General features: G+C 69.2%; 26 protein-coding genes. 14 read left to right on the top strand and 12 right to left on the bottom strand.

Annotation, left to right across the window (positions count from 1 at the left end):
- Nucleotides 1-25 precede the first annotated feature (25 nt).
- Both IU459_RS23515 and fadD11 read left to right on the top strand, forming a co-directional pair.
- A complete protein-coding gene (locus IU459_RS23515) occupies nt 26-676 on the top strand; it encodes an enoyl-CoA hydratase-related protein (RefSeq protein WP_195131731.1) in 651 nt (216 codons plus the stop codon).
- A 173-nt stretch (nt 677-849) separates the two neighbouring features.
- Complete coding sequence (fadD11, locus tag IU459_RS23520; protein WP_195131732.1) at nt 850-2,661, top strand: fatty acid--CoA ligase FadD11; 1,812 nt, start codon at nt 850-852, stop codon at nt 2,659-2,661.
- Nucleotides 2,662-2,695: 34 nt separating this feature from the next.
- Here the strand turns inward: fadD11 and IU459_RS23525 are convergent, their stop codons facing one another.
- The 7 genes from IU459_RS23525 to IU459_RS23555 form a co-directional block, all read right to left on the bottom strand.
- On the bottom strand, nt 2,696-3,775 hold the full coding sequence (locus tag IU459_RS23525) for an MBL fold metallo-hydrolase (protein ID WP_195131733.1): 1,080 nt from the start codon (nt 3,773-3,775) through the stop codon (nt 2,696-2,698).
- Between the two features lie 72 nt (nt 3,776-3,847).
- Nucleotides 3,848-5,086, bottom strand: a complete 1,239-nt coding sequence (mshC, locus tag IU459_RS23530) for a cysteine--1-D-myo-inosityl 2-amino-2-deoxy-alpha-D-glucopyranoside ligase (RefSeq protein ID WP_195131734.1) — start codon at nt 5,084-5,086, stop codon at nt 3,848-3,850.
- A gap of 137 nt (nt 5,087-5,223) precedes the next feature.
- Nucleotides 5,224-5,643, bottom strand: coding sequence for a hypothetical protein (locus IU459_RS23535; RefSeq protein ID WP_195131735.1), 420 nt, complete (start codon nt 5,641-5,643; stop codon nt 5,224-5,226).
- Between the two features lie 96 nt (nt 5,644-5,739).
- Nucleotides 5,740-6,546 carry an SCO1664 family protein gene (locus IU459_RS23540; protein WP_195131736.1) on the bottom strand — a complete coding sequence of 269 codons (807 nt, stop codon included), beginning with the start codon at nt 6,544-6,546 and terminating at the stop codon, nt 5,740-5,742.
- Nucleotides 6,547-6,550: 4 nt separating this feature from the next.
- The gene (locus tag IU459_RS23545; protein WP_195131737.1) at nt 6,551-7,135 is read right to left on the bottom strand and encodes a DUF3090 domain-containing protein; all 585 of its coding nucleotides are present in this window, start codon (nt 7,133-7,135) and stop codon (nt 6,551-6,553) included.
- A 73-nt stretch (nt 7,136-7,208) separates the two neighbouring features.
- Nucleotides 7,209-7,967 carry a histidine phosphatase family protein gene (locus IU459_RS23550; RefSeq protein ID WP_195131738.1) on the bottom strand — a complete coding sequence of 253 codons (759 nt, stop codon included), beginning with the start codon at nt 7,965-7,967 and terminating at the stop codon, nt 7,209-7,211.
- A gap of 16 nt (nt 7,968-7,983) precedes the next feature.
- Nucleotides 7,984-8,913: an undecaprenyl-diphosphate phosphatase gene (locus IU459_RS23555; protein ID WP_195131739.1), complete on the bottom strand. Its 930-nt coding sequence runs from the start codon at nt 8,911-8,913 to the stop codon at nt 7,984-7,986.
- Nucleotides 8,914-9,195: 282 nt separating this feature from the next.
- Between IU459_RS23555 and IU459_RS23560 the strand changes: the two genes are divergently transcribed.
- The 4 genes from IU459_RS23560 (at nt 9,196) to IU459_RS23575 (ending at nt 13,356) form a co-directional block, all read left to right on the top strand.
- Nucleotides 9,196-10,170 carry an aldo/keto reductase gene (locus tag IU459_RS23560; protein ID WP_195131740.1) on the top strand — a complete coding sequence of 325 codons (975 nt, stop codon included), beginning with the start codon at nt 9,196-9,198 and terminating at the stop codon, nt 10,168-10,170.
- A gap of 123 nt (nt 10,171-10,293) precedes the next feature.
- On the top strand, nt 10,294-11,349 hold the full coding sequence (locus IU459_RS23565; protein WP_195131741.1) for a heme/hemin ABC transporter substrate-binding protein: 1,056 nt from the start codon (nt 10,294-10,296) through the stop codon (nt 11,347-11,349).
- Nucleotides 11,346-12,431, top strand: a complete 1,086-nt coding sequence (locus IU459_RS23570) for a FecCD family ABC transporter permease (RefSeq protein ID WP_195131742.1) — start codon at nt 11,346-11,348, stop codon at nt 12,429-12,431. The genes IU459_RS23565 and IU459_RS23570 overlap by 4 nt, the downstream gene beginning before the upstream one ends.
- 94 nt (nt 12,432-12,525) lie before the next feature.
- Nucleotides 12,526-13,356: a heme ABC transporter ATP-binding protein gene (locus tag IU459_RS23575; RefSeq protein WP_195131743.1), complete on the top strand. Its 831-nt coding sequence runs from the start codon at nt 12,526-12,528 to the stop codon at nt 13,354-13,356.
- A gap of 139 nt (nt 13,357-13,495) precedes the next feature.
- Here the strand turns inward: IU459_RS23575 and IU459_RS23580 are convergent, their stop codons facing one another.
- From IU459_RS23580 to IU459_RS23590, 3 genes are read right to left on the bottom strand one after another with little or no spacing between them, the layout of a single operon-like run.
- Nucleotides 13,496-15,589 carry an MMPL family transporter gene (locus IU459_RS23580; RefSeq protein ID WP_195131744.1) on the bottom strand — a complete coding sequence of 698 codons (2,094 nt, stop codon included), beginning with the start codon at nt 15,587-15,589 and terminating at the stop codon, nt 13,496-13,498.
- A 16-nt stretch (nt 15,590-15,605) separates the two neighbouring features.
- The gene (locus tag IU459_RS23585) at nt 15,606-16,139 is read right to left on the bottom strand and encodes a hypothetical protein (protein ID WP_195131745.1); all 534 of its coding nucleotides are present in this window, start codon (nt 16,137-16,139) and stop codon (nt 15,606-15,608) included.
- 6 nt (nt 16,140-16,145) lie between these two features.
- Nucleotides 16,146-16,502: a hypothetical protein gene (locus IU459_RS23590; protein WP_195131746.1), complete on the bottom strand. Its 357-nt coding sequence runs from the start codon at nt 16,500-16,502 to the stop codon at nt 16,146-16,148.
- 155 nt (nt 16,503-16,657) lie between these two features.
- On the opposite strand from IU459_RS23590, the gene IU459_RS23595 reads away from it, so the two are divergent.
- Genes IU459_RS23595 through IU459_RS23605 form a run of 3 tightly spaced genes read left to right on the top strand, consistent with a single transcriptional unit; the run spans nt 16,658 to nt 19,051 of the window.
- Complete coding sequence (locus IU459_RS23595) at nt 16,658-17,671, top strand: hypothetical protein (RefSeq protein ID WP_195131747.1); 1,014 nt, start codon at nt 16,658-16,660, stop codon at nt 17,669-17,671.
- Nucleotides 17,671-17,970, top strand: a complete 300-nt coding sequence (locus IU459_RS23600; RefSeq protein ID WP_324199000.1) for a DUF5703 family protein — start codon at nt 17,671-17,673, stop codon at nt 17,968-17,970. The genes IU459_RS23595 and IU459_RS23600 overlap by 1 nt, the downstream gene beginning before the upstream one ends.
- A gap of 4 nt (nt 17,971-17,974) precedes the next feature.
- Complete coding sequence (locus IU459_RS23605) at nt 17,975-19,051, top strand: quinone-dependent dihydroorotate dehydrogenase (protein ID WP_195131748.1); 1,077 nt, start codon at nt 17,975-17,977, stop codon at nt 19,049-19,051.
- A gap of 13 nt (nt 19,052-19,064) precedes the next feature.
- Here the strand turns inward: IU459_RS23605 and IU459_RS23610 are convergent, their stop codons facing one another.
- A complete protein-coding gene (locus IU459_RS23610; RefSeq protein ID WP_195131749.1) occupies nt 19,065-19,454 on the bottom strand; it encodes a hypothetical protein in 390 nt (129 codons plus the stop codon).
- A 777-nt stretch (nt 19,455-20,231) separates the two neighbouring features.
- Between IU459_RS23610 and IU459_RS23615 the strand changes: the two genes are divergently transcribed.
- The 4 genes from IU459_RS23615 to IU459_RS23630 all read left to right on the top strand — a co-directional run bounded on the left by IU459_RS23615 (nt 20,232) and on the right by IU459_RS23630 (nt 25,381).
- A complete protein-coding gene (locus IU459_RS23615) occupies nt 20,232-21,716 on the top strand; it encodes a PfkB family carbohydrate kinase (protein WP_228838386.1) in 1,485 nt (494 codons plus the stop codon).
- On the top strand, nt 21,713-22,453 hold the full coding sequence (locus IU459_RS23620; protein ID WP_195131751.1) for a GTP cyclohydrolase II: 741 nt from the start codon (nt 21,713-21,715) through the stop codon (nt 22,451-22,453). Before IU459_RS23615 ends, IU459_RS23620 begins: the two co-directional genes overlap by 4 nt.
- Before the next feature lie 189 nt (nt 22,454-22,642).
- Nucleotides 22,643-24,475 (top strand): AMP-dependent synthetase/ligase, encoded by a 1,833-nt coding sequence (locus IU459_RS23625; protein WP_195131752.1) that lies wholly within the window; start codon nt 22,643-22,645, stop codon nt 24,473-24,475.
- Nucleotides 24,476-25,234: 759 nt separating this feature from the next.
- On the top strand, nt 25,235-25,381 hold the full coding sequence (locus tag IU459_RS23630) for a hypothetical protein (protein WP_195131753.1): 147 nt from the start codon (nt 25,235-25,237) through the stop codon (nt 25,379-25,381).
- Nucleotides 25,382-25,577: 196 nt separating this feature from the next.
- Here IU459_RS23630 and IU459_RS23635 read toward each other — a convergent pair whose 3' ends face one another.
- A complete protein-coding gene (locus IU459_RS23635; protein ID WP_195131754.1) occupies nt 25,578-26,000 on the bottom strand; it encodes a hypothetical protein in 423 nt (140 codons plus the stop codon).
- Nucleotides 26,001-26,277: 277 nt separating this feature from the next.
- Between IU459_RS23635 and IU459_RS23640 the strand changes: the two genes are divergently transcribed.
- Nucleotides 26,278-26,871, top strand: a complete 594-nt coding sequence (locus IU459_RS23640; protein ID WP_195131755.1) for a DinB family protein — start codon at nt 26,278-26,280, stop codon at nt 26,869-26,871.
- Nucleotides 26,872-26,909 lie beyond the last annotated feature (38 nt).

Below are 26,909 nucleotides of genomic sequence, written 5' to 3' on the forward strand. Positions count from 1 at the left end.
TATCCCCGACCCAAGGATGCACACCATGCCTACACTCGACTACCACGACAAGATCGCCGTCCTGGATCTGGGCGGCGACGAAAACCGTTTCTCCCCTACATTTCTGGAACAAGTGGGCGCCCACGTGGACACCGCGCTCGCCGACGGCGCCGAGGGCTTGGTCACCACCGCCGGCGGCAAGTTCTACTCCAACGGCCTGGACCTGGACTGGCTCAGCGCGAACGCCGATCGCGCCGAGTGGTACGTCGGGCAGGTGCAGGCACTGTTCGCGCGGATCCTCACTTTGCCGATGCCCACCGCGGCGGCGCTGCCCGGCCACGCGTTCGGCGCGGGCGCCATGCTCGCCATCGCCCACGACTACCGCGTGATGCGCTCCGACCGCGGCTATTTCTGCTTCCCCGAGGTCGACATCCGCATCCCCTTCACACCTGGCATGGCCGCACTCATCCAAGCCAAGCTCACCCCGAAAGCCGCGGTGGCCTCGATGACCACCGGGCGCCGCTTCGGTGGCCTCGACGCCGTGGCCGTCGACATCGTCGACGCCACCGCCGCCGAAGGCGCGGTCACCGACACCGCACTGGCACTGCTGGCCCCGCTGGGCGGCAAGGACCCCGGCACCCTCGGCGCGATCAAGAACACCATGTACGCCAGAGCTGTCGCGGCGTTGACCGTCTAGGCAGCCGAGTTCGGCGCCGCGCCACTCGCGCGACGCCGAATAGCTTGCGGGAGGGCAGGTTCGGTGGATGCGGACGGAAAGTCCGCTGCACCTGAAACGATCGAAACGCCACACTCGTCGCGGTCGGGCACTTACTGTCTGGGGAAGCTGAGTGTCACTGAACGAGGTGTGCGATGACCGAACCGAATACGTCTTGTGCCGCATTCCAACACAGCGCGGCGATCGATCCGGACGCGGTGGCCGTCCGCTCCATCGGCGGCGATCGAACGCTGACCTGGCGGGAGTATGCCGAGCAGGTCCGCGCGGTCGCGGGCGGCCTGGCCGCCCTCGGGATCGGCCGCGGCGACACGGTGGCGTTGATGATGGGCAACCGGATGGAGTTCTACCCGATCGAAGTCGGGGCACAGCACGCCGGCGCGACGTCGTTCTCGGTGTACAACACCTTGTCGCCCGAGCAACTGAACTATGTCTTCGACAATGCGGGCAACCGGGTGGTGTTCTGTGAGCAGCAGTATGTGGAGCGCATCCGGCGCTCCGGCGCGCAGATCGAGACCATCGTCTGCATCGACGGGAACCCCGAAGGCACTGTGGGCCTGGCGGAGCTGACGGAGCTCGGCCGCCCCGACTTCGACTTCGAAGCCACCTGGCAAGCCGTGCGGCCGGAGGACGTTCTCACCCTCGTCTACACCTCCGGGACCACAGGTAACCCGAAGGGTGTGGAGATCACCCACGCCAATCTGCTCGCCGAAGCGCGCGCGTTCCACGCGGTGCTGCCGGTCGAGTTCGGCGACCGGCAGACCTCCTACCTGCCGTCGGCGCACATCGCCGACCGCTTCTGTTCGCTGTACCTGCAGCAGGTGTACGGCACGCAGATCACCGTGGTGCCCGACCGGTCGCTGCTGCCCGCCGCGCTGGCCGACGTGCACCCCACCATCTGGGGCGCGGTGCCGCGGGTGTGGGAGAAGCTGAAGGCGGCCATCGAGTTCTCCGTGGCCAGTGAATCCGACGATACGGTCCGCGGCGCGCTGGAGTGGGCGCTGGATGTGGCGGCGCGCAAGGCCGACGCGCAGCTGCGTGGGGAACCGATCGACGAGCGGCTGGCCGCCGAATGGGCGAAGGCCGACGAGCGGGTGCTGTCCGGATTGCGCGCGAAAATCGGTCTGGACCAGTTGAAGTGGGCGATGTCGGGTGCGGCGCCGATTCCGCCGCAGACGCTCGGGTTCTTCTTCGGGATCGGCATCCCGATCTCGGAGATCTGGGGCATGTCCGAGCTCACCTGCGTGGCCAGTGCCTGTTCACCGCAGGAGGCGCGGTTGGGGTCGGTCGGCCGGATGCTGCCCGGAATGCAGTGGCGCATCGCCGAAGACGGCGAATTCCTCGTGCGCGGGCCGCTGGTGATGAAGGGCTATCGCAAGGAACCGGAGAAGACCGCCGAGGCGCTGGATCCCGACGGCTGGCTGCACACCGGCGACATCTTGTCCGTCGACGACGACGGCTACCTGCGGGTGGTCGACCGCAAGAAAGAGCTGATCATCAGCTCGGCGGGAAAGAACATGTCCCCGGCCAACATCGAGAACGCGATCAAAGCCGCGACCCCGTTGGTGGGCGCGATCGCCGCGATCGGTGAGGCCCGCCCGTACAACACGGCGTTGATCGTCATCGATGCCGAAACCGCTGCGCTGTATGCCGCCAGGCATGGGTTGCCGGACGCGTCCGCCGCGGCGCTGGCGGCCGATCCGGGTGTGGTCGCCGAGATCGCGCGCGGTGTGGCCGCGGGCAACGCGGCGCTGTCGCGGGTCGAGCAGATCAAACGGTTCACCGTGTTGCCGACGTTCTGGGAACCGGGCGGCGACGAGGTGACCTTGACGATGAAGTTGCGCCGTAAGCCGATCGCGGCCAAGTACGCCGAGCAGATCGCGTTGCTCTACGCCGACGAGCCGGCCGAGACCGTGCGGGAACCGGAGGGCCGGCAGGCGCGTTTGTAGCGAATCCGTGTGAACGGCAACGCGGGCGCTGCGCTCACAGTGCGAAAGTGAGCCGCTGGGGTCGTACGTAGTCGGACGGATCGTGCAGGGTGCGCAGGTCCGGTCGTCGCGCGGCGGGTATCCGGTCCAGTTCGGCGCGTAACGGTGCGTCGTAGGTCGCGGCGCTCGCGGTGAGGCCGGGCAGCCAGTTGTCGTGATGGCTGGGCACGAACAGCGCGGGGGTGAGCGCCTGGATGTAGGTGCGTGGATCGCGCAGGCCGTTGGTGATCTGGTTGTAGCCCTGCACCGCGCCGATCTGCACGTCGGTGGAGGGCAGCGCGGCGAGGATGTCGAACACGTGCGGGGCGCGCTCGGTGAGCGGGCCCGTGGAGTCGTGCCAGATCAGCGTGAAGCCCGGCCCCCGGAACTGATACAGCAGCACTCCGCCCTCCGGGTCACGCAGGCGCGGAACACCCTGCAGCAGGCCGCTGAACGTCGGCGGATGGGCGAGCACGATCCCGGGTTGCGGCCGGGGAAAGAAGCGCGGTGATCCCTCGATCGGGTCGGGCGGGGTGCGCGCGGAATGCAGATGCCGGACGATGGTCACCTCGACCGCGCCGACGGTGAAGTCGTCGCGGGTGCCGATCGGTGTGCCGGCGTCGCCGTGCGCGGCGCTCGCGAACGCCGGATCGGTGACCTGCGCGGCGATGGTCGCGCAGTGTTCGGCGGTGCCGTGCACGGTGGCGCCGCTGGCCTGCGCGATGCGGGCGGCGTCACCGGCGTGGTCGAAGTGCCCGTGGCCGATGAAGATCGCCGCCGGAGCCAGGTCGACAAGATCCTGCGGGGTCGCCGGGACGTATCCGGTGCTGGTCAGCCGCGGCACCCAGGCGTCGAGCAGGAACACCGAACCCCCGATGGCCACGGCGTAGGTGGTGCATCCGATCCAGGACAGCACCACCCGGTCCGGCCGCGGCGCGCCGGATCCGCTGTCGATGCTGTCGGCGCCGAAGAACCGGACGCGTGCGGCGATCGTGCGCGGATCGGTGGGCTCGGCCGCCGACTGCAACGTTCCGGCCGCCAGCGTGGCCAGTTTGCCGCCGTGCCCGAACAGTCGCAGGCCAGGAATCCTGCACACACCGGTACCCCAGCACGGACGTGCGGGTGCGGGCAAGTGGTCTGCCGGGAAATTTTCGCGGGGAAGACGTTTTTACAGGCGGATGCCCAGCAGTGCGTCGACCGCGGTGGCGATGAGGGCGGGTGCTTCGCTGTCCTGGCCGCCGTAGTCGATGGCCTGACGGGCCCAGTTGTCCACCGCATCGAGCGCTGTGGGGGTGTCCAGGTCGTCGGCCAGATGCTGGCGCAGCCGCGCGACCGTGTCGATGGCCGAGGGCCCGGCGGTGAGGGCGGTGGCTTCGCGCCACAGCCGCAGGCGGTGCTGCGCGTGCTCGAGCAGCGCGCTGGTCCACATCCGGTCCTGGCGGTAGTGGCCGGCCAGCAGCGCGAGGCGGATGGCGGCCGGGTCGACGCCGTCTCGGCGCAGCGCCGAGACCAGCACCAGGTTGCCCCGGGACTTCGACATCTTCTCCCCGTCCAGCCCGATCAGGCCGGCGTGCACGTAGTGGCGGGCGAAACGACGGTCCGCGATCAGCGACTCGGCGTGCGCGGCGGAGTATTCGTGGTGCGGGTAGATCAGGTCGCTGCCGCCGCCCTGGATGTCGAATTCCGGGCCGAGGCGGTTGATCGCGATCGCCGAACACTCGATGTGCCAGCCGGGCCTGCCCGCGCCGAAGGGGGCGGGCCAGGACGGCTCGCCGGGGCGGGCCGCGCGCCACAGCAGTGCGTCGATGATGTCGCGTTTGCCCGGACGGTGCGGGTCGCCGCCGCGCTCGGCGAACAGCCGCTCCATCGTGGGGCGGTCGTAGCCGGATTCGTATCCGAACTGCTCGGTGGCGTCGGCCCGGAAGTAGATGTCCGGGAATTCGCGGTCGTCGACGACGTAGGCGGCGCCGGATGCCAGCAGTTTCTGCACGAATTCGACGACCTCGTCGACGGATTCGATCGCGCCGACGTACTCGCGCGGCGGCACGATCCGCAGCGCGGACATGTCCTCGCGGAACAGGTCGGTCTCCGAGGCGCCGAGCTCGCGCCAGTCCAGGCCGTCGCGTTCGGCGCGTTCGAACAGCGGGTCGTCGACGTCGGTGACGTTCTGCACGTAGTGCACCTCATGGCCCGCGTCGCGCCACAGCCGGTTGACCAGGTCGAAGGTCAGGTAGGTCGCGGCGTGCCCGAGGTGGGTGGCGTCGTAGGGGGTGATCCCGCAGACGTACATGGTGGCGGTGGCGCCGGGCGTGACCGGCCGTACCTGTCGGTCGGCGGTGTCGTACAACCGCAACGGCGGTCCTGCTCCAGGGACGGCGGGGACGGCGGTGTCGGACCAGGACTGCATGCTTATGAGGGTAAAGGTGTGGTACAGATCATCCGTCCCCGCCCTGGGGCCACCTGCGGCCCGGCCGGTCCGCGGACACGTCGCGACCTGCGTGGTCCAGCAAATCGTGGGATGTCAATATTTCGGCTCCGGCTGATTCACCTGTCGCGGCGGGTGGGATCGGTGATCGTGTTGCGGGTGATCGCGAACGTCCCGTCCAGGTCGGGGATATCGGGATCGGTGTCGGCGAGGGCGATCTGGGTGAATTCGCCGCGCGCCACGTCGAACTCGAGTTCGTGATAGGCGACGGTATCGCCCCAGTCCGGAGAAGGCAACGAAATGAAGCGCATGGTGAACCGCCCGGAGTCCACCGAGCCCTCGGTGAGGACGTAGACGCCGAAGTGGTCTTCCCCCGCCGAGCGCAGCCAGTAGACGCCGTTGTCGTAGAGGTGCAGGCCGGTGTCGGGGTAGGGCTTCTTGTCGTAGAGATGCAGGTAGTGCAGCGCGAGGGTGTAGGTCGGCGCCCCGATGCTGATCTGTACGGTCGGTGCCGCACGGTCTCCGGCGGAGTGGGTCATCGGGGTCCTCCTCGTCATCGCGCCGAGCATTCGAGCTTCAACTGTGCCAGGAATCCGTCCGGCACGGCATCGGCCGCGGTGACAGGGGCTTCGAGTTCAGAACGCGGGCCACGGGATGGGGCGTGTGGTGCGCGGAAGCGGCATCACCGGGTCGTCGAGCACCTGCTGAGCGCGTTCGGCGAGCGCCTCGATCTCGCTGTCGGTGATGTGCTCGCTCAGCGCGTCGGCGAACGCACCCGGCAATTGTTTGGCGAATGCGGTGATGTCCGCGATCACGTCGTCGGCGATGGGTTGGCCTGCCCAGCCCCACAGCACGGTGCGCAGCTTGTACTCGGTGTGCAGGCAGATGCCGTGGTCGACGCCGTACACCTGACCGTCCAGGCCCTCCAGCGCGTGCCCGCCCTTGCGGTCGGCGTTGTTGAGCAGCACGTCCAGCACCGCCACGCGCTGCAACCGGGGATCGTCGGCGTGGATCAGCGACACCTCGTTGCCGTCTTGGTCCAGTGCGCGCAGCACCTCACAGAACCCATCCGGTACCGCGCCTGCCGGGCACAGGTCGATCAGGTCCAGCCGGTTGCCGTGATCGGTGTGGTTGTCCACGCCGTCGACCCAGCGTTGCACCATGCCGGGCCCGAAAGGACCTTCGCGCAGGATGGTTTCGGGGATCACGCCCCAGCCGATCGTCTCGGAGATCAGATACGACGCCACCTCGCGTCCGGCCAGGGTGCCGTCGGGGAAGTCCCACAGCGGCCGTTCGCCGCGGATCGGCTTGTAGACCACCCGCAGCGGCTGGTCGCTGTCGCCGTCGAGCACATCGCAGACCAGGGTCACGTTGCTGGCGGTGTTCACCCGCCCGATTACCGTCAGCTCGCCGCTGTGGAACCGGTCCCCGGCCTCGGCCACCGAATCACTCCTCCAGTTCGGCCGCGCCGAAGATGTCGCCGCGCTTGTAGCCGTTGGTTCGCACGCACATGTGCCCGCGCGCCGACAGCGGCTCGCCGCACAGCGGGCACGGCGGACGGCCCGCCGCGATCACCCGGGTGGAGCGTAACGCGAATTCGCGGGCCTGGATCGGGGTGAGGAACACCCGCACCGCGTCGGGTCCTTCCTCGGTGTCGTCGAGCACCACCGACTCGTCGACCTCGGTTTCGGTGATCGCCAGCAGTTCCACCACCACCGCGCCGGCGTCGGCGTCCCAGCCCAGGCCCATGGTGCCGACCCGGAACTCGGCGTCGATCGGGGTGACCAGCGGCGCGTTGTCGGTGACGTCCTCGGCCTGCGGGGGCACCTCCGCGCCGAAGCGGCGGGCGACCTCGTCCAGGAGTAGGCCCATCCGGTCGGCGAGCACCTTCACCTGCTGCTTCTCCAGCAGCACGCTGACCACGCGCGGTTCCTGCACGGCCTGCAGATAGAACGCGCGATCGCCCGGCTCACCGACGGTCCCGGCGACGAAACGATCGGGGGTGCGGAATACATGGATTGCGCGTGACACATGCACCTCCTGATACGTGACCCTGATCGACTACCCGCGGCGCGGGGATTCCATACAACGACCGTCCGGTTGTCTACAAGGAATCTCGGCGCTCCGCATTCCCATTATCCGCACTTCCGCCGCCACCGAGCTCGCCACCGGGAACAGGACCGGAGGTCGCGCTACCCGGTGCCGCCGAGGCGGCGCCGGCGGGTTGCCCGCCGGTGGCGGCGAGGGCGGACAGATCGGCGCCGGTGTCGTTCATCCGCCACACGTACGGTGCGGTCGGGGTGTAGCGGATGACGCTGATCGAGGCGGGTTCGACCAGGATCCGCTGAAAGCCGTCGAGGTGGATGCCGAGGGCGTCGGCGAGCACCGCCTTGATCACGTCGCCGTGGGTGCACGCCACCCACAGCGCGTCGCGGCCGTGTTGCTCGGCTAGTGCGCGGTCGTGGTCGCGGATCGCGGCCACCGCGCGGGACTGGACATGGGCCAGGCCCTCGCCGCCGGGGAACACCGCGCCGGAGGCGTGTCGCTGCACGACTTTCCACAGCGGTTCGGTGAGCAATTCGGCGATCGGGCGGCCGGTCCACTCGCCGTAATCGACTTCGATGAGCCGGTCGTCGAATACCGGCTCCAGGCCGAACTTTTCCGCCAGCGGCGCCACCGTGAGCTGGCAGCGCAGCAGCGGGGAGTGCACGATGCGTTCGATCGGCAGCCCGGCCAGTCGTTCGGCCACGGCCCTGGCCTGCTCGTCGCCGCGCTCGGTGAGCCCGACGCCGGTGCTGCGGCCGGCGAGAGTGCGGGCGGTGTTCGACGTCGACACACCGTGCCGCAACAGGATCACCGTCATGCGGCCAGCCTAGCGATCATGTCGCCGAGACCGTCCCTCCCGCCAGCAGACCCATGATGACCAGGCCGAGGACGATGCGGTAGCCGACGAACCAGTAGAACGAATGCCGCGCCACGAAACGCAGCAGCCACGCCACCGACGCGTAGCCGACGACGAATGCCAGCACCGTGGCCACCAGCAGTTGCGGCCCGCTGGCATTGAGTCCCTCACCGGCGGGTTCGAACGCGTCCGGCAGGCTGAACAGGCCCGAAGCGGTCACGGCGGGAATGGCGAGCAGGAACGAAAACCGCACTGCCGCTTCACGTTCCAACCCCAGGAACAGACCGGCCGTTGATGTCGCGCCCGAGCGTGAGACGCCGGGGATCAGCGCGAGGCACTGGGCGAAACCCATCGCAAGACCGTCGCGCGTGGTCAGCTGCTCGATCGGGCGTTCCTTGCGTCCGAAGTGTTCACCGGCGGCGATGATCAGGGCGAAGAAGATCAGCATGAACGCCACCAGCCACAGATTGCGTGCCCCGGTGCGGATTTGATCTTTGAAGACGAACCCCAGCACGCCGATCGGGATGGTGGCGATGATCACATACCAGCCGATGCGGTAGTCGAGGTCGCGTTGGGTCCGCTCGTCGAGAACGAGCGTGCGGTCGGCGGTGAGAACCGGAAGTTTCGTGGTGGGCTGATCGTGCAGTGGGAGCTCTTGGCGGCCGCGCCCGGTCATCCGCTCGCGCAGACCCGCGAACCAGGCCAGCACGATCCGCCAGATGTCCTTGGCGAAGAACACCAGCACCGCGGCCTCGGTGCCCAGCTGGGTGACCGCGGTGAACGAAGCGCCCGCGTCGTCGCCGAAGAAGACCGACGACACGATGCGCAGATGCGCCGAGGAGGAGACCGGCAGAAACTCCGTGAGTCCCTGCACCAGACCCAGTACCAAGGCCTGCACCCAGGTCATCGACTCACCAACCACGAACCAGCCTCCACTTCCGCCCGGAATATTTGTTCCCACCTGGGCAAGGGTCGGGCGGTCGGTCGCGCCACTGTGACCACCGCCGCAATCACGCAGCGACAGTACAGTGTCGAGGTCGCGGCGGCATGCCCGGCTGTTCCCGCTGTGGCCGTCGCAACGAGAGCAGCAGCTTCCCGCTCGCGGAACCGCGACCCACTGTGCTGGTGGGCGTCGACTTGGGTCTCCACACTCTAGGCTTGGCGCCGTGACGATTGCGCGGACACGGTGATGGAACAGCGGACGGTCGGCCGCAGCGGCCTACGGGTGTCCCGGATAGGACTGGCGACCCACACCTGGGGCGCGCATACCGACACCGACGAGGCGGCAGTGCAGTTGGTGGCGTTCGCCGACGCGGGCGGCACACTGGTCGACACCTCCCCCGCCTATGCCGGCGGTGCGGCGCAACGGATCCTGGCCGAACTGCTCGGCGATCTGGTCTCGCGCGACGATCTGGTGCTCAGCGGCTGCGCGGGTGTCGCGCCGGCGGCCACGCCCGCACCCGTGGGACCTTCGGTACCCGCACCGGACCCGGTGGGCTCGGCCGTGGACACCTCGCGGCGCGCGCTGCTGCGCCAGCTCGATCGGACGCTGCTCGAACTGGGCACCGACTACCTCGATATCTGGCATGTCGCCGCATGGGATCCGGCGACGCCGCTCGAGGAGGTCGCCGCGACCCTCGAATTCGCGGTCCGTTCCGGCCGCGTCCGCTACGCCGGGGTCCGTGGTTTCAACGCCTGGCAGGTCGCCAGCATCGCGGCGGTCGCGCCCATCACCGTCGCGCAGACCCCGTACTCGCTGCTGGCCCGGGACACCGAAACCGATTTCCTTCCCGCCGCCCAGCATCATGGCGTTGGGCTGATCGCTACCGCGCCGCTGGCCGGGGGCATCCTCACCGGCAAGTACCGCGACGGGGTGCCCGCCGATTCGCGGGGCGCGGACGAGGCGACCGCCGCCGAGATCCGCCACCGGCTCGACGACCGCGCGACCCGGGTGGTCGAGGCGCTGGTGACCGCCGCCGACGGACTGGCCACCTCGCCGCTGGCGGTCGCGCTGGCCTGGATCCGGGAGCGCCCCGGCGTCGCCAGCATGATCGTCGGCGCACGCGACATCGGGCAGCTCACCGGCGTGCTGGCGGCGGAAACCCTGGAACTGCCGCGTGCGATCGCGGCCGCCTTGGACGACGTCAGTGCACGCGCGGAGTGACAGAGATTAGCCTTGCCTGCATGAGCGAGCGTAGCGAGCGAACGATGAATACAGCCGAGCCCTCGCTCGTGCCGGAGCCGAGCGCCAGCGAGGCGCAGGCATGAGCGAGCGTAGCGAGCGAACATGAGCATTACGGTGACCGCGGGTGGCCGGCGCAACCGACTCCGGGCCGGGTGGCGTGTCGTCTCGGCCCTGCTCGCGGCGATGCTGCTGGCCGGGTCGGTCGCCTGCGGCGCCGACGGCGCGGCGTCGCACGGTGGGCACGGGCCCGCGACGGCGACCCTCACCGATCTGGACCCGGTGCCGATCGGACCGGAGCCGACGCCGACGCTGCCGGTGACGGTGCGGTCGTTCGACGGCGGCGACGTCACCGTCACCGACGCCAGCCGCATCATCGCCGTGGACCGCTACGGCACTCTCGCCCAGATCGTCTACGCGCTCGGGTTGGGGCCGAAGCTGGTGGGGCGCAGCACCTCGGCGGCGTTTCCCGCGGTGCGGGACGTGCCCAACGTCGCAGGCGGCAACGGGTCGCTGAACGTGGAATCGGTGCTGGCGCTGCGGCCTTCGGTGTTCCTGACCGACACCACCAGCGCCGCGCCCGCGGTGCGGGAGCAATTGCGGGCGGCCGGTGTGACGGTCGTCTACTTCGACCCGCAGCGCACGATGGACGGGGTGGTGCCGCAGATCGAGGCGGTCGCGGGCGCGTTGGGCGTGCCCGCGCGCGGGCGGGCGCTGGCGCAGCGCACCCGCGACGAGATCGCCGCCGCCGGCGCCGCCGTTCCTGCCCACGACCCGCCGCTGACCATCGCGTTCCTGTATCTGCGTTCCACGGCCATCACGATGCTGGCCGGGCCGGGGTCGGGTGCGGACACGTTGATCGCGGCGCTGGGCGCGCGGGACGCGGGTACGGCAGCCGGGCTGAAAGAGCCGTTCACCGCGATCACCAGCGAGGCGATGATCGGTGCTGCGCCGGATGTGCTGCTGGTGATGTCGGACGGGCTGAAGTCCGTCGGCGGGGTCGAGGGACTGCAGAAGGTGCCCGGCATCGCGCAGACCCCGGCTGGGCGGGACCGGCGCGTGGTGGACATGTCCGATGCGGTGCTGCTGAGTTTCGGGCCCAACACCGGCCGGGTGATCGCGGCGCTGAGCGCGGCCGTGTACGGCACCGGGCACCCATGACGTCTACGACAGCGGCGCGACCGGTTTCTCCCGCGCCGAAGTCACGGCGCCGCCCGCGGGTGCTGCTGGTGTTCGTGTTCGCGGTGGCCGGGCTGGTGGCGCTGGCGGTGGCGTCGGCGGCGATCGGGCAGGTGCCGACCACCCCGGCCGAGGTGACGGGCAGTGTGCTGCACCGGATCGGGCTGGATTTGGGTCCGATGCCCGCGCATCCCTCCGGCGAGGTGACGCTGTGGCAGGTGCGGTTCCCGCGGGTGGTGCTGGCGATGCTGGTGGGTGCGGCGCTGGCGACCGCGGGTGCGTTGCTGCAGGGAGTGTTCGCCAATCCGCTGGCCGAACCCGGTGTGATCGGGGTGTCGGCGGGCGCCGCGGTCGGGGCGGGCACGGTGATCGTGGTGGGCGGCGCGTTCGTGGCGGCGTGGTCGGTGGCCGCGGCGGCGTTCGTCGCGGGATTGGCGACGACGTTGCTGGTGTATGTGCTGGCGCGCGCGAATGGACGCACCGAGGTCGTCACGCTGGTGCTCACCGGTGTCGCGATCAACGCCTTCGCGGGCGGGGTGATCGCGCTGCTGCTGTTCGTGGCCTCTCCGGCCGCCCGCGACCAGATCGTGTTCTGGCAGCTGGGCTCGCTGGGTGGCGCCACCTGGGAATCGGTGGGCGTGGTCGCGCCGCTCACCGCCGTGGGTGTGGCCGCGGCGGCGCTGCTGGCGCCGCGGCTGGATCTGCTGGCGCTCGGGGAGTCCGCCGCCCGTCATCTCGGCGTCGACGTGGAGCGGTTGCGACGGAATGTGATCGTCGTCGTCGCGGTGCTGGCCACCGCCGGTGTCGCGTTCACCGGCATCATCCTGTTCGTCGGGCTTATCGTCCCGCACCTGGTGCGCATGCTGGTCGGCCCGGCCCATCGTGTTCTCATCCCGCTCAGCGCCATCGTCGGGGCGGTGGTGCTGCTGGCGGCCGATGTCTGCGCTCGCTCCCTGGTCGACAACGCCGACCTGCCGCTGGGCATGCTCACCTCCCTCATCGGCGGCCCGGTCTTCTTCTGGCTGCTGCGGCGCACCCGAGCCCGCGCGGGAGGCTGGGCATGACCCCGGCGGGCTGCGCCGAACGGCACACGGTTGTGGCGAACGTCGAGAGACCTTCTCCGGGGTGTGCCGCTGGACGGGGAGCAGGAGCAGAGCGGTGAGGGTGCGGTCGGTGCTGGTGCGGGCGCATGAGCTGCCGGAGGCGCCGAAGCCGGGGGCGGTCACGGTGCGCGCGGCGGGGGTGAGCGTGGATCGGCAGGCGCGACGGGTGCTCGAGGGGATCGATTTCGAAGCCGTCGCGGGTCAGGTCGTCGCGCTCGTCGGGCCAAATGGCGCCGGTAAGTCGACGCTTTTGGCCGCGTTGGCCGGGGAGCTGCCGCCCAGCGAAGGCATCGTGGAACTGGACGGGCAATCGTTGACGCACTGGTCGACGCTGGACATGGCGCGGCGGCGAGCGGTGTTGCCGCAGACCCACACCGTCGGCTTCCCGTTCACCGCACGAGAAGTGGTCGCGATGGGCCGCGCGCCGTGGGTGCGCACCGAGCGTCGGGAACTCGACGACGAACAGATCGCCGCCGCGATGGGCGCCACCGACGTGGAACACCTTGCTTCCCGGTCGTTTCCGACGCTTTCCGGTGGTGAGCGCGCCCGGGTGGCGCTGGCCAGGGTGCTGGCCCAGGACACCGCGACGCTGCTGTTGGACGAGCCGACCGCGGCGCTGGATCTCGGTCATCAGGAAGCCGTGCTGCGCGTGGCCACCGATCGCGCCGCGGGGGGCGCTGCCGTAGTGGTGGTCCTGCACGACCTCGGGATCGCCGCCGCCTACGCCGACCGCGTCGCCGTGCTGGAATCCGGCCGTATCGCCGCGGACGGCCCGCCTCGCGAGGTGCTCACCACCGAACTGCTCACGCGCGTCTACCAGCATCCGGTGGAGGTTCTCGACCACCCCGTCACCGGTGCTCAGCTGGTGCTGCCGGTGCGTCGCTGACCGTCGCTGCGGCCGCCGCATGGATCGCCATCGAATCCGTCGCCCAGGCCCTGGCATATCTGCGGCTCAGGAATTGCTGGATTCGGACCGCCGTATGGCGTGCATCGCGAGGACGGCCACCGATGGCAAGCCCGCGGTTCTACCGCCAGATCAGTTTCAGCACCGCGGGCGTCAGCAGCATGCGGATCACGGTGGCGTCCAGGATCAGCGCCGCGATCATGCCGTAGGCGATGTACTTCATCAGCACCAGATCGGAGAACCCGAACGCGCCGGTGACCACGATGAGGATGGCGGCGGCGGAGGTGATCACGCCGCCGGTGTGGGCGATGCCGTAGCGGATCGCCTCCGGCGCGCACGAGCCCGCGGCGCGTGCCTCCGAGATCCGCGACAGCAGGAAGACCTCGTAGTCGGTGGACAGTCCGAACACCACCGTCACGATCAACGCCAGCACCGCGAACATCAACGGACCAGGGGTGAACTGGAACAGGCCCGCGCCGTGGCCTTCGACGAAAACCCAGGTCAGCACGCCGAGCGTGGAGAGCAGACTGAGCGCGCTCATCGCGACGGCCTTCACCGCGAGCACGATCGAACCGAACGCGGCGTACAGCAGCGCCAGCGCCGCCGCCACCAGGATCGCCAGCAGCATCGGCAGGCCGTCGAGCAGGCCGTTGATGCTGTCGCGCTCGAGCGCGGGCACTCCGGCGACCATCACCCGCGCCCCGGGCGGCTCGGGGATCGCGCGCAACGCGGCGATCACCCGGTCGGCGTCGCGTTTGTCGGCCAGCCCGGCGGCGAGCACGTTGATGCCGTCCCTGGTCGCCGCCGCGGGCTCGAAACGCCCGGTCAGCCCGGGGATCTGATTGGCGGCGTAGCGGATGTCGCTCAGTTGCCGCGGGTCGGCGCCGACCACGACGAGTTTCAGCGGTTCGGTGCGGAAGCTGGGGAACAGCTCGTCGAAACGTTCCTGCGCGACCCGCGCCGGATTGTCCTGCGCCAGATACCGTTCGCTGAGGCCGCCGAACTCGATGTGCCGCAGCGGAATGCTGAGCGCCAGCAGTGCCAGCACGATCGGCACGGCCACCGCCAGCGGCCTGCGCATCGCCCACACCGCCAGCCGGGAGAAGAATCCGGCGTCGATCTGCGCTTCGGTTTTGGTGCGGGAGAATCGCTTCCAGCCCAAGAAGTCGATGCGGTGACCGACGATGCTCAATGCCGCGGGCAGCGCGGTCACCGACAGCAGTGCCGCCAGCAGCACCGAGCTGATGCCGCCCAGCGGCACCGAGCGCAGGACCCCGTTCGGGAAGATGAACAGCGCGCCGAGGCTGATCGCGATGATGGCCGCCGAGAACAGCACTGTGCGTCCGGCGGTCGCGACGGTGCGGGCGGTGGCTTCTTCCACGTCGCGGCCCGCGGCGAGCTCCTCCCGGAACCGGGTGACGGTGAACAATCCGTAGTCGATCGCCAACCCCAGGCTGACCAGGGTCATGACGGCGCTGGCGAAGACGTTGACGTCGATGTGGTCGGTCAGCAGCCGCAGCCCGCCCTGGGTGCCCAGGATCGTCATGCCGCCGATCAGCACCGGCAGCAGCGCCCCGATCACGCCGCCGAACACGAAGTACAGTCCGATCGCCACGATGGGCAGGGCGATCATCTCGGCGCGTCTGATGTCGCGCTGCATGCCGGTGTTGATGCCTTCGACGATCGGCTGCAACCCGGCCAGCTGCACCGTCGTGCCGCCCGGGCCGCCGCCGGGGCGTCCGGCGCCGAGATGGTCTCGGATGGCCGCGTAGTTCTCGACGGTGGCGGTGCCGGAGCCGCGTAATCCGACGCTGGCGAACGCGTGGGTGCGGGTGGCGTCGGTGGCCTGCGCGGAAAACGGGCTGTCCCAATAGCTGTCGATCTTCAGGATGCGATCGGGGTAGGTGGCCAGCAGAGCGGCGAGCTGCGCGGTGACGGGGCCGCGGACGGCGGGATCGTCGACGGTGGTGCCTGCGGGGGCGGTGTAGAGCAGGATCAGGTCGCTGTCGGTGTCGCGGCCGAAGGTGCGGTCGGCCAGTTCGGCGGCGGCGACCGATTCGCTGCTCTCGTCGAACCAGCCCTCCTGGGTCAACCGGCCGGACAGGTCGCGGCCGTACCAGCCCGATACCAGCACGAACAGGATGAAGACGGCCAGCACGAGGAAGCGGTTGCGGTGGACGAAGCGTCCCCACCGCAGCGATCCCGGCCCGCGCATCGAGTCGAGGCCCGGTTCAGCCGCAGGCCGGTGTGCGGTAGTCGGCCGAGCGCAGGATGCCGCACAGGTCGGTCCGCGAGATCCGCCACTTGCCGTCGATCAGCACGAAGTGCACCACCGTGGTGCGCACGGCGGTGCCGGTGCCGTCCTTGTCCAGCCGCATCGTGGCGGTCAGGGTGCCGTCGTGGTTGTCGAACACCGGGTCGGTCACGCCGTAGACGGCGCGCGGATTGTCCTGCAGCGCCCGGTACATGTCGGGGATGGCCTGGCGGAAGGCTTCCCCGTCCTCGATGAGGGCGGTGCGCTCGCTGTCGGGCAGGGCCGGGTCCAGCGCCCGCTTGATCTGGGTGTCCAGCTCGGCGGCCGTCGGCAGCGGCGGGTGCGCGGCGCTGGCGGAGGCGGCGATCGAGGACGACAGCGACGCGTTCGCCGACGAACGGGCGGCCGCGACGGCGGCGTCGTCCGGCCCGCTGCCGCAGCCGCCCAGCGGCGCCGCGAGCAGCAGGCCCGCCGCGGCGAGCGCGGTCCGGGCGAGTCGTGTGTGGGTCATCACGTCCTACATACCGTCGATGACGGAGCTGATCCGTCCCAGCAGGGCCCGCACGGTCGTGACGTCCCGGTCGACGGCGGCCTCGATCGTCGCGGCGTCGGGGATCATATCCCGCACCAGGGCGACGACACTGCGCTCGTCGTCGAGGTCGATGTCGGTGACGGTGGCTGCGGCGACCGCGAGCACGTCTTCCGGGCCGGGTACGGCGCTGTCGAGGTCGCGGCGGTAGATCTCCAGCGTGAGGGTCGCGCGGACGGTCCGGAACGCGAAGGGGTGGCCGTCGGCGGTGGTGCCGAACCCGTGCGCGTGCGGGCCGACGGTGACGTCGTCGACGGCGAATCCCGGCGGATGGTCGGCTTTCAACCGGATCTCCCTGAATCGGACAGCGTGTGGACTCCACCGTAACGCCGATCACCGACATCGTGCTCGAGCCGACACCCCGGTCGGTCGGTTCAGTGCGTCATCATGGTCAGATGGTGAGGTTGCGGAAGATTCGTCGGTAGTTAGGAGTTCGGTGCATGCGCCCTCGCGGCTCGATTCGCTCGGCACTCGCGGGTGTGGCGGTGCTGGTGCTGCTGGCCGGATGCTCCTCTCGTACCGGCGGTGCGGATCTGCCGAGCAGGGATCCGGCGACCGCGGAGGTCGCGCCCGCGGGGACCACGCCGCCGGTGGGCCGGGTGCTGCCCGCCGGTCCGGTCGCCGCGCTGGCATCCGATCCCGGCACCGGCCTGCTGGCCGTGCTCGACGGCACCGCCCTCACCGTGATCGACCCCGACGCCGCCCAGCCCACCGTGCGCGCCGTGACGCTGCCGGATCGCGCGAGCGGACTGGCGCCGGGCAGGCCGGGTGAGATGCTGGCGACGGCGCCGGGGCGGGTGCTGCGGGTGGATCTGGCCGGCGGCGCGATCGGCGAGGTCGCCGTCGACGGCGACGTGCGGTCGGTGCTCGCGCGCCCGGACGGCGGGCTGCTGGTCGGTACGGGCGATGGCCGGGTGCTGCAGGTGGCGCCCGGTGGTGCGGTGACCAGGATTGTGTCCGGGCTGCTGTCGGCCGACGAGCTCGCCGAGGCCGACGGCAAGCTCACCGTGCTCGACCGTCACCAAACCGCGATCTTCGAAGTCGACCTCGGCGGCGAGCGGCTCGGATTGGCGTTGCGGGCGGGCGACGGCGCCACGCAGCTGATCGGTGACGCGCGCGGCCGGTTCGTGGTCGCCGACACCGCCGGGGGCGAACTGCTGGTCTACACCGCGGGACCGCTCGTGCTGCGTCAGCGTTTCCCGGTAGGATCTTCGCCTTACGCACTTGCCTACGATCAGCGGTCCGACACCGTGTGGGTGACGTGCACACAGCGCAACGAGGTCGTCGGGTTCGACCTGTCGACAGGTATACCGAAGGAAGTGGGACGCTACGCCACCGTCCGGCAACCGAACTCGGTGACCATCGAGCAACACACCGGGGACATGTTCGTGGGATCCGCGACCGGCGACGGTCTGCAAAGGATCGGTGCGGACGATCGGAAGAGAGGGCACTGATGGCTCGGACACCGCGCGCGGGTGACGATTCCGCGACATCCCCTGATCCGGCAGCACACCGGGGGCGCGGGCGCGCGCTGCCCGCGGGCTGGGAGACCACCAGCGACGACTACGAGTATGTGCCGCTGCGCCTGCCACCGGATGTCACGCGGGTGACCGCGTCCATGCGGCTGGCCATCCAGGCCGAGTTCGGTGGCTGGGAGCTCTCGCGGGTGCGGGCCTACACCGACGGCAGCAGGCGGGTCCTGCTGCGGCGGCGAAAATCCGCACTACTACCCCAGCCCGAACCCGGAATGTGAGCCGATGTACGCCCTGCTACTCCGACTGATGTTCCTGGTCGCGCCGGAACGCATCCACCACCTCGTCTTCGCTGTCATGCGGTTGGCCGCCTGGTGCGCGCCCGTGCGCTGGGCGATGAGCAAGGTTCTCGTCTTCGACGATCCGATTCTGCGTACGACGGCGTTCGGGGTCGAATTTCCCGCGCCGCTGGGATTGGCGGCCGGATTCGACAAGAACGCCGACGGTGTCGACGCCTGGGCCCCGCTGGGATTCGGCTTCGCCGAGATCGGCACCGTCACCGCCCAGCCGCAGCCGGGCAATCCCGCTCCGCGACTGTTCCGGCTGCCCGCCGACCGGGCACTGATCAATCGGATGGGTTTCAACAACCACGGCGCCGCCGCTGCCGCCGAACGGCTGCGCGGGCGGCGCGGCGGGGTGCCGATCGGGGCGAACATCGGCAAGACGAAGATCGTGGAACCGGATGCCGCCGCCGCCGACTACGCCACTAGCGCCGCCCTGCTGGGCCCGCTGGCCGATTTCGTCGTGGTCAACGTCAGTTCGCCCAATACTCCCGGCCTGCGGGATCTGCAGGCGGTGGAATCGCTGCGTCCGCTGTTGCGGGCGGTGCTGGACAGTGTGCAGGTGCCGGTGCTGGTGAAGATCGCTCCGGACCTGTCCGACGAGGACATCGACGCGGTCGCCGACCTGGCCGTCGAGCTGGGCCTGGCGGGCATCGTGGCCACCAACACCACCATTCGCCGCGACGGTCTGCGCTCCGATCCCGACGAGGTCGCCGCCATGGGCGCGGGCGGTCTGTCGGGGCCGCCGGTCGCGGAGCGCTCGCTCGAGGTGCTGCGCCGGTTGTACCGGCGTGTCGGTGACCGGCTGGTGCTGATTTCGGTCGGCGGCATCGAAACGGTCGACCAGGCGTGGGAACGTATCCTCGCCGGCGCGACGCTGCTGCAGGGCTACACCGGCTTCATCTACGGCGGCCCGTTCTGGATGCGCAGGATCCATCGCGGTCTGGCGCAGCGGTTGCGGGCCGGCGGGTACCGCAGCATCGGCGATGCCGTGGGCGCGGAGCACAAAGCGCACGCCTGAGCTCCAGCGCGGGTCAGCGGTGGACGAACGGGGGTTCGATCGTCTGGGTGAGTGATCGGCCGGTGCGTGGGCTGTGCCCCGGCGGCGTCGGGTCCGCTTTGGGTCGCAATTCCTTCTCCAGTCGCGCCGCCATTCGCTTGGCCAGCAGGATCACCGCGTGGTCGCGCAGGATGCCCAGTTGGTCGGCGTAGACGTCGACGCGGGCCTGGGTTATCCGGTCGTGCACCATGGCCGGGTCGCTGAGCAGCTCGTCCAGGCGCATACCCGCCTCCGCTTGCGCGCGGGTCAGCAGTCGGCCTGGCAGCCAGCTCAGGCGCCAGCCTTCGGTGGTGTCGGTGTCCCGGAAGGCGGCTTCCGGGGTCAGATCGCTGGTCATCGTCCATTCGGTGGTGTGAATGGTCATCGCTGTCTCCGGTGCAACAGGTGGAGTGAGGCCGGCTCCAGGGTGCTGAGTTCGATGATCACGAATGCCTCCAGTCGTGCATCCGCTGGTGCAGCGCGGTGGATGTGCTGCACCGTGGTTTCTGCGGTGTCGGCGCTGTCGGGGCCGACAGGTCCGTTTGCCGGGCCGGGCGGCCGGGTGGGCCGCTCGACTGGGCAAGGGTTCGGGTGCGCCGGTGGGATGGACCGGCATACCGGCCGCATCGTTTCCTCGCGGCAGGGATGCGCGCCCGTTGCGGTGCGCCGTGGGTGATCGGGCCGCGACCAGCAGGTATCGCCAGGCCGGTCGTCGTGTCCGAGGGATTGCCGCGCGCCGGCCGCGGAGACGGTATATCCGGTCCGGTGCGGGGCGCGGCTGATGGGTGAATGCCGTCGCGCTGACGCGTGGCAGGCGATGACCAGGGTGCGGTATTGCGGGGATGTCCGGCGGCTCGTTTAGTCCACCACCGGCTTCGGCACCAGCTCGGTATCCGGTCCGGCGGGGCGGAGGTGCCGTCGCCGCCGACTCTGCCGTATTCGGAGAATCATTCTCATCACCAGCCCTCCCGTGCCTGGTGGAGCGATGGGGATCGCCACATCCAGTGTGGCATTTGCCGTTCCCCGAGCGCAATTGCCGTTGTAGTTTGGTAATTGACAATTTGCCCGCTGGCTAAACCCGATTTGCGTGGCCTACGTGCGCCGACAGCTTCGGTGTCGCGCCGATCGAGGAGGGTCGCCCATGGTCCCGCAGGATTCGGGAATGGTTGCCGTTCGCAATATCCTCACGCGGTTGTGCAAACGGTCCGGCCTGAGCTCGGATCGGTTGCGTAGCACCGAAATCGACGTACTGCCGCTGCTGGATCTGCTGGCTGTGCGCCAGTACGCGCGGCGTGCGGGCATCGACCGGGAGGAAGCGGTGCTGCCGCTGGTGCGCGATGTGGCCGGGCGCTTGGAGCCCACCGACCGGCTCATCGTGGACGCGGAACTGTCTCTGGGCCTGTTGCGTGAAAACGCGCCTGCCGCTATCGATCCCGATCGGCTCTACGCTTCGGATCTGGGTGAACGGCGCGAATACCTGGCCGAACACTGGCCGGTGCTGCACGAAGCCATTGGGGCGCAACCGGTTCCCGCCGCACCGACGGTGCGCTCACTGCGTGGTGCGCCCGAGCGCAGGGCGTTCACGGCACTGGCGGCGCAGCTGGCCACGGCTTCGGTGTTCGACGGAGCGCATGTCGTCGAGTTCGGCACGAGTGGATCGAAAGACGCTGCGGGCGAGTCGGGTTCGCCGATAACCCGCGGTGTGGTCACCGTGGTCGGCGACGCGGTGATCGACCACATGTACCTGGTCGATCGGATCCCCGGCCCCGGCGGCACCACTCGCGGCGGCTACGAGGAGCATCCCGGTGGCAAGGGACTCACCCGCGCGGTCGCCGCCGCGCGACTGGGTCTGCGGGTGCGGCTGATCTCGGCGGTCGGCGACGACGACGCCGGCGCCCGCATCCTGGAATACCTGCGCAGTGAGCGCGTCGACACCGAACTGGTCAAGGTGGTGCCGTATGCGCCGACGCCGGTCACCGCGGTGATCGTCGCGGGCACCGGCGCGGCGAGCACGATCGGCTGCAAGGACGAGCGAATCCGGTTGAGCGCTCAGGACCTACGCAGCGACGCGATCCGCTCCGCGATCGCCACCTCGGATGCGGTGCTGCTGACCTTCGAACAACCCACCGGGGTGATCGAGCAGATCATGGCGGATCTGCGCGGGCTGCGGTCGCGGCCGCTGGTGGTCGTGCATCCCGCGCCGCCGCTGGATCGCCCGCAGTACCTGTACCACCACCTGGGCGTGGTGGACTATCTGGTCGGCGGCGACAAGGACCTGGACGCCCTGGCGATGGTGCCCGATGGTGCCACGGCCTCCGGGGAGAAGACCGCCACGCTGTTGCGGGCGCTGGGGGTGCGGGCGGTGTGCGCGATCAAGGATTTCCGGTGCGCGGTGTGGTCGGAGCAGATCAGCGACCGGTTTCACCCCTTCCCGACGGCGCTGGACGACTCGGTCGGCGCTCACGCTGCCTTCTCCGCCGCCCTGGTATATCGTCTCGTCTCGACGCGCCGCCCCGCCGCACGCAACGATTACGTCTGGGCGACCGCCGCGATGGTGGCGACGCAATCGGTCGGGGACGTCCCGGGAGCAATGCCACTGGTGGGTGAGATCGAACGGATCTTCAGACTCGCTTCGGAGGAGCATTGACCAGTGTTGTGGACCTTGCCGACACCGAGCACCGGTTCCGTCGCAAGGGGCATGATCTGCGTGTCCGGGTGCTGGAGCTGAACGGGGACGACGAGCGGGGACACCTGCTGCTGTTCGGCGCGGTCGCCGACGAATGCCTGGTGCGGGTACATTCGCGGTGCCTGTACGGCGAGGCGCTGCGGTCGGAGGACTGCGACTGCGGACCGGAGCTGGACAAGGCGCTGGATCTCATCCAAGCCGCGGGCTCGGGAGTGCTGGTCTATCTGGAACAGGAAGGGCGCGGCGCGGGGCTGATCGCCAAGGCCATGGGATATCGCGAAAGCGAGCGCTCCGGCGCCGACACCTTCACCAGCTATGAGCGACTCGGCTACCCCGCCGACGCCCGCACCTACTCCGCGACCGCCCGTGCCCTGGCGGGGCTGGGATTGCGCTCGGTGCAGTTGCTCACCAACAACCCCGCCAAGGTGGAAGCGCTGCGGCAGGGAGGTTTGCGGGTCACCGCGGTGCCGCTGCGGACGCGGGCGCTCAGTGAGCGGGCCCGCGAGTACCTCGAAGCCAAGCGCACCCGGCGCAAGCACTGGATTCCGACCGATTCCGCGCCGTGGGCGGTCGAGGAACCCGCCGGCGCGGCTGGGGCCGACGAGCCATTGGCCGTCGATCCGGTCGTCATCACGCCCGGCGACACCGGCCGCGGCCGCCCTGGTTCCGCCTCCGCGGCGGATCTGATCGGTGCGTAGAGGTTCCTCGATATAAGAGTCACCACAATCGCTGTGTCTCGCTATCATGAGTGAGCCGCGCCACATGTGGCGCGCCGACTCGCGAGAGACTGACAATGCCTTCGCCGCATTTCGTCAGCATCCGAGTCTCGGACCGGCTTCGGCCAGCGCCGCAGTTCGGTCCACGCCAGAGATAGCGGGAACAGGGATATGACGACAACAGACATCGGATACGCGCACGAATCGGGCAAAACGGTCTACACCGTGCCCGCGGCATTCCAGGAGACCGCGCGACTACGCCCCGACCACATCGCCTTGCGCAAGGTAGGCGGCACCCAGGAATACACGTGGCGCGACTACGCCGAACGCGTGCGCTCCATCGCGGCGGGCCTGACCGGCCTCGGCGTGCGGCGCGGCGACACCGTCGGCATCATGCTCACCAATCGCCCCGAGTTCAACCTGGTCGACACCGCGGCACTGCACCTGGGCGCGACCCCGTTCTCGATCTACAACACCAGCTCCCCCGAGCAGATCGCCCACCTGTTCACCAACGCGGCCAACAAGGTCGTGGTGACCGAACAGGTCTTCCTCGACCGGATCACCGCGGCCGGTGTCCCGATCGAGCACATCATCATGGTCGACGGACCCGCCGACGGCACCATCACCCTCGAACAGGTCGAGGCCGCACCCGCCGCCGACTTCGATTTCGACGCCGCCTGGCAGGCCGTCGAAGCCGACGACCTGGCCACCCTGATCTACACCTCCGGCACCACCGGCCCGTCCAAGGGTGTGGAGATCACCCACCGCAACGTGCTCGCCCAGGTCATCGCGCTGGTCAGCGGCCCGCTGCGGGTCGGCTTCGACGATCGTGCCGTGTCCTACCTGCCCGCCGCGCACGTCGCCGACCGGATGTCCAGCCACGCGGTCAACCTGCTCGCCGGCATCCAGCTCACCACCGTCCCCGACCCGCGCGAGGTCGCCGCCGCGCTGCCCGACGCGCGCCCCACCGTCTTCTTCGGCGTGCCGCGGGTGTGGCAGAAGATCAAGGCGGGTGTCGAGGCCAGGCTCGCCGCTGAACCGAGCCCGGTGAAAAAGACGCTGGCCACCTGGGCGATCGACACCGGCATCGCGGCCGCGCGCGCGGATCTGGCCGGAAAGGGCCGCGGTCCGCTGCTGAGTGTGCAGCACACGATCGCCGAAGCGCTGGTGCTGTCCAAACTGCGGCATGCGCTCGGTCTGGATCAGCTGAAGGTCGCCTCCTCCGGCGCCGCCCCCATCCCTCCGGAGACCCTGGAATACTTCCTCGGCCTCGGCTTCACCGTCAGCGAGGTGTGGGGCATGTCGGAAACCACCGGCATGGCCACCTACACCGAACTGGACAAGCCGCGCCCCGGTTCGGTCGGGCGTCCGGTGGACGGCATGGAGCTGCGGCTCGGCGCCGACGGCGAGGTCTTGGTGCGCGGTGCGATCATCACCCGCGGTTACCGCAACATGCCGGACAAGACCGCCGAGGCCATCGACTCCGACGGCTGGCTGCACTCGGGCGATATCGGCACCATCGACGCCGACGGCTACTTGCGCATCGTGGACCGCAAGAAGGAACTGATCATCAACGAGGCGGGCAAGAACATCGCGCCCTCCAACATCGAGAACGCCGTCAAAGCCGCCTCCTCGCTGATCGGCCAGGCCGTCGCGGTCGGCGACGCCAAGCCCTACATCGCCGCCCTGATCGTGCTCGATCCCGACATCGCCGCCCTCCGCGCCAAGGAACTCGACGCCACCGGCGAGGACATCGCCACCCTGGCCACCCGTCGCGAGATCGTCGACGAGGTGCTGGCCGCGGTGCAGGCGGGCAACGCCAAACTGTCGCGGGTGGAGCAGATCAAGCGGTTCACCATCCTCGGCGCCGTCTGGGAGCCCGGCGGCGACGAGCTGACCCCGAAGATGTCGCTCAAGCGCGTCCCGATCGCGACCAAGTACCAGGCCGAGCTCGCGGCGCTGTATGCCGAGGAGCCTTCCGACGGGGTCGTCAACGTCACGTAGATTTCCACTGGAAAGCGCTGTGGCCCTGAGCATTTGTTCAGGGCCACAGTCGTATCAGCGGTTCTTACAGTCGCGCCACGACGTATGGCAGCAGTGTGCGAGCTCGGTCGGCGCCACCTTTGATGCGTCCGTCGAGGGCGAGGATCACTGCCGTCTGCTCGGCCGTGTCCGGACTGATCCCCGAGCACACGGCCGAACGAGACGATCAAGGCAGGCGCGGCCTGCTGTCTGGGTCAGATCAACCTACCCAAGGGGGTAGCTTTTCAGACCCCGAGGGACGGCCGAGACCACCCATGGAGTCGTATCTCCGGCCGTCATCCATCCATGAGCATTGAGGAGTCAGTCCAACAATCTTCCAACCATGGAGGCTTCTATTGTCACGCAACCGCCAAAGGCACTCGCTCGCAGCGCGTCGTACGGCCGGTGATCCCTTGACGGCCGATTCGACCGAGTACATCACTGATGCTCCGGGTGCCCCCAGCGGGTCGATGTCCCCTACGACGCCACGGGAGGCGGCGGGGACGGATACGCCGGTCCGGCGCCGTAGGGTCCTGGCTGCCCTGCTCGCGATCCTCGTCGCGGTCGCCGGTGGGGCAATCGCCTACTGGAGACTCGACACAGGTGACCGGACCCCACATGCCGCGCCGACCGCCGTCACCCATGCTGCGGGACCGGCCGCAGCCGCCATCCCAGTGGCCCGCGACGTCTACATCAAAGATGGTGGCAACACCCTCTCGGTGATCAACGCGGCGACCCGCAATGTCACGCGCGGCGTCGCGCACCGTCACCATCCCGGTCGGCCGAACCCCGGTCCCGATGGCCCTCGACCGGGTCAGCGACACCGTCATCAGCGTCACCGTCAACGTCAGCAACAACAGACGCCATCTGTGCCACCGACTGTGGTGACGGCGTCGTCCCGGTGACCGGGACGACGGCCAACCGCGGCGTCATCCCGATGGGGAGCACTTCGTAGGCAGCGGCGGCCGACCGCGCTCGTGCACCGGTTACGTCACCGACAGCGGTGATGGCACGGTGCCGGTGATCGCGGCGGCCGCTTGCACCGTCACCATGCTCGTGGGACGAAATCCCGAACCGAACGCCACTACAGCTGTGCCGTGGCGAATCCGACGAGGAGAACGCCGAACCCGCCGATCTCGCCGACGATCAGCGCGGCAAGGACGAAACGCATCGAGGGCGGCGGGTTGCGCATCTGATTGTCGGTCTGCCGCTGCAACCCCAGCCGAATGTAGTTCGCAATCGTCACCACGAACAGCAGGACGATCACCGCCGCCGCACCGAAGTTCACCGCCGACGGCCAGCCCGACAGTTCGACGAACACCGCGATCAGGCCGGTCGCGAACGCATACAGCAGCGCGGCCCGGTGCGCGATATCGACATAGGGATGCGCCAAGCCATCCGGCGAGCTGGTCATCGCCTGCCATTTCCACACACCGAGAACCAGCGCCCACAGGAAGATGAGCCCAGCAAAGAACAGCACCCAGGCCGTACCCGTGTGAACAACCACGTCATGCCCCTACCAGTCCAGCACGTACCCTCGTTGGTCCGCCGTCCAGCGGCAGCGTACCGCCTCCGCCTGGCAAGCGCGCGGCAACAGGCAACTGCCGCTGCGCTATTCGCTGATCGGACGGGCAGCCACTGCGATACTCCCTGGCGAGATCAGCGGCTACTGCGCGGCTGACACCGTGGTGCTGACCGAGCAGACCGCGTCTGCCGAGTGGAGGATGTTGGCTCGGACGGAAAATCAGTCGGGGATGGGGTAGTGCCCTGGCAGAGTGCTCGACATGACTGCGTCCGGCCCCAAAGCAGATCTGCACCGCTATCTGCGCTATGCCCGCGAAGCCATGCTGTGGAAGCTCGACGGCCTATCCGAGTACGACGTACGCCGCCCGATGACCCCTACCGGCACAAACCTGCTCGGCTTGGTCAAACACCTCGGCACTGTCGAGTTCGGCTACTTCGGTGACACCTTCGCCCGCCCATACGATGAACCGCTCACCGAACACGACTTCGAGGCCGAGCCCACGGCCGACATGTGGGCTACCTCCGAACAGTCGCGCGAGGACATCATCGGGTTCTACCGGCGGGCCTGGGCGCATGCCGACGCCACGATCGACAGCCTCGACCTCACCGCCGAAGGCTCGGTCCCATGGTGGTCGCAGGACCAGCGAACGGTCACCCTGCACCGAATCCTGGTGCACGTGGCCGCCGAAACCCACCGGCACGCCGGACACGCCGACATCATCCGCGAGCTCATCGACGGCGTCGCCGGCCTGCGCAACGGCAACGACAACATGCCCACCAGTGACTCGACCTGGTGGCAGCAATATCGAGCCAAGCTGGAGAAAACCGCAAAACAGGCCGCCGGGCTCCGCTGACACACGGAAATATCGGTGATGATGCCGAATGCCGGGTG

The organism is Nocardia amamiensis, assembly GCF_015477605.1.
GTDB lineage: Bacteria > Actinomycetota > Actinomycetes > Mycobacteriales > Mycobacteriaceae > Nocardia > Nocardia amamiensis_A.

Excerpts from the sequence above, each read along its gene's own strand:
- IU459_RS23640 (WP_195131755.1), top strand. The coding sequence starts at position 26,278 with ATGACTGCGTCCGGCCCCAAAGCAGATCTGCACCGCTATCTGCGCTAT.
- IU459_RS23585 (WP_195131745.1), bottom strand. The coding sequence starts at position 16,139 with ATGACCCACACACGACTCGCCCGGACCGCGCTCGCCGCGGCGGGCCTG.
- IU459_RS23550 (WP_195131738.1), bottom strand. The coding sequence starts at position 7,967 with ATGACGGTGATCCTGTTGCGGCACGGTGTGTCGACGTCGAACACCGCC.
- IU459_RS23535 (WP_195131735.1), bottom strand. The coding sequence starts at position 5,643 with ATGACCCACTCCGCCGGAGACCGTGCGGCACCGACCGTACAGATCAGC.
- IU459_RS23565 (WP_195131741.1), top strand. The coding sequence starts at position 10,294 with ATGAGCATTACGGTGACCGCGGGTGGCCGGCGCAACCGACTCCGGGCC.
- IU459_RS23630 (WP_195131753.1), top strand. The coding sequence starts at position 25,235 with ATGTCACGCGCGGCGTCGCGCACCGTCACCATCCCGGTCGGCCGAACC.
- IU459_RS23515 (WP_195131731.1), top strand. The coding sequence starts at position 26 with ATGCCTACACTCGACTACCACGACAAGATCGCCGTCCTGGATCTGGGC.
- mshC (WP_195131734.1), bottom strand. The coding sequence starts at position 5,086 with ATGCAGTCCTGGTCCGACACCGCCGTCCCCGCCGTCCCTGGAGCAGGA.
- IU459_RS23595 (WP_195131747.1), top strand. The coding sequence starts at position 16,658 with ATGCGCCCTCGCGGCTCGATTCGCTCGGCACTCGCGGGTGTGGCGGTG.
- IU459_RS23570 (WP_195131742.1), top strand. The coding sequence starts at position 11,346 with ATGACGTCTACGACAGCGGCGCGACCGGTTTCTCCCGCGCCGAAGTCA.
- IU459_RS23625 (WP_195131752.1), top strand. The coding sequence starts at position 22,643 with ATGACGACAACAGACATCGGATACGCGCACGAATCGGGCAAAACGGTC.
- IU459_RS23610 (WP_195131749.1), bottom strand. The coding sequence starts at position 19,454 with ATGACCATTCACACCACCGAATGGACGATGACCAGCGATCTGACCCCG.
- IU459_RS23555 (WP_195131739.1), bottom strand. The coding sequence starts at position 8,913 with ATGACCTGGGTGCAGGCCTTGGTACTGGGTCTGGTGCAGGGACTCACG.
- IU459_RS23580 (WP_195131744.1), bottom strand. The coding sequence starts at position 15,589 with ATGCGCGGGCCGGGATCGCTGCGGTGGGGACGCTTCGTCCACCGCAAC.
- fadD11 (WP_195131732.1), top strand. The coding sequence starts at position 850 with ATGACCGAACCGAATACGTCTTGTGCCGCATTCCAACACAGCGCGGCG.
- IU459_RS23605 (WP_195131748.1), top strand. The coding sequence starts at position 17,975 with ATGTACGCCCTGCTACTCCGACTGATGTTCCTGGTCGCGCCGGAACGC.
- IU459_RS23615 (WP_228838386.1), top strand. The coding sequence starts at position 20,232 with ATGGTTGCCGTTCGCAATATCCTCACGCGGTTGTGCAAACGGTCCGGC.
- IU459_RS23560 (WP_195131740.1), top strand. The coding sequence starts at position 9,196 with ATGGAACAGCGGACGGTCGGCCGCAGCGGCCTACGGGTGTCCCGGATA.
- IU459_RS23600 (WP_324199000.1), top strand. The coding sequence starts at position 17,671 with ATGGCTCGGACACCGCGCGCGGGTGACGATTCCGCGACATCCCCTGAT.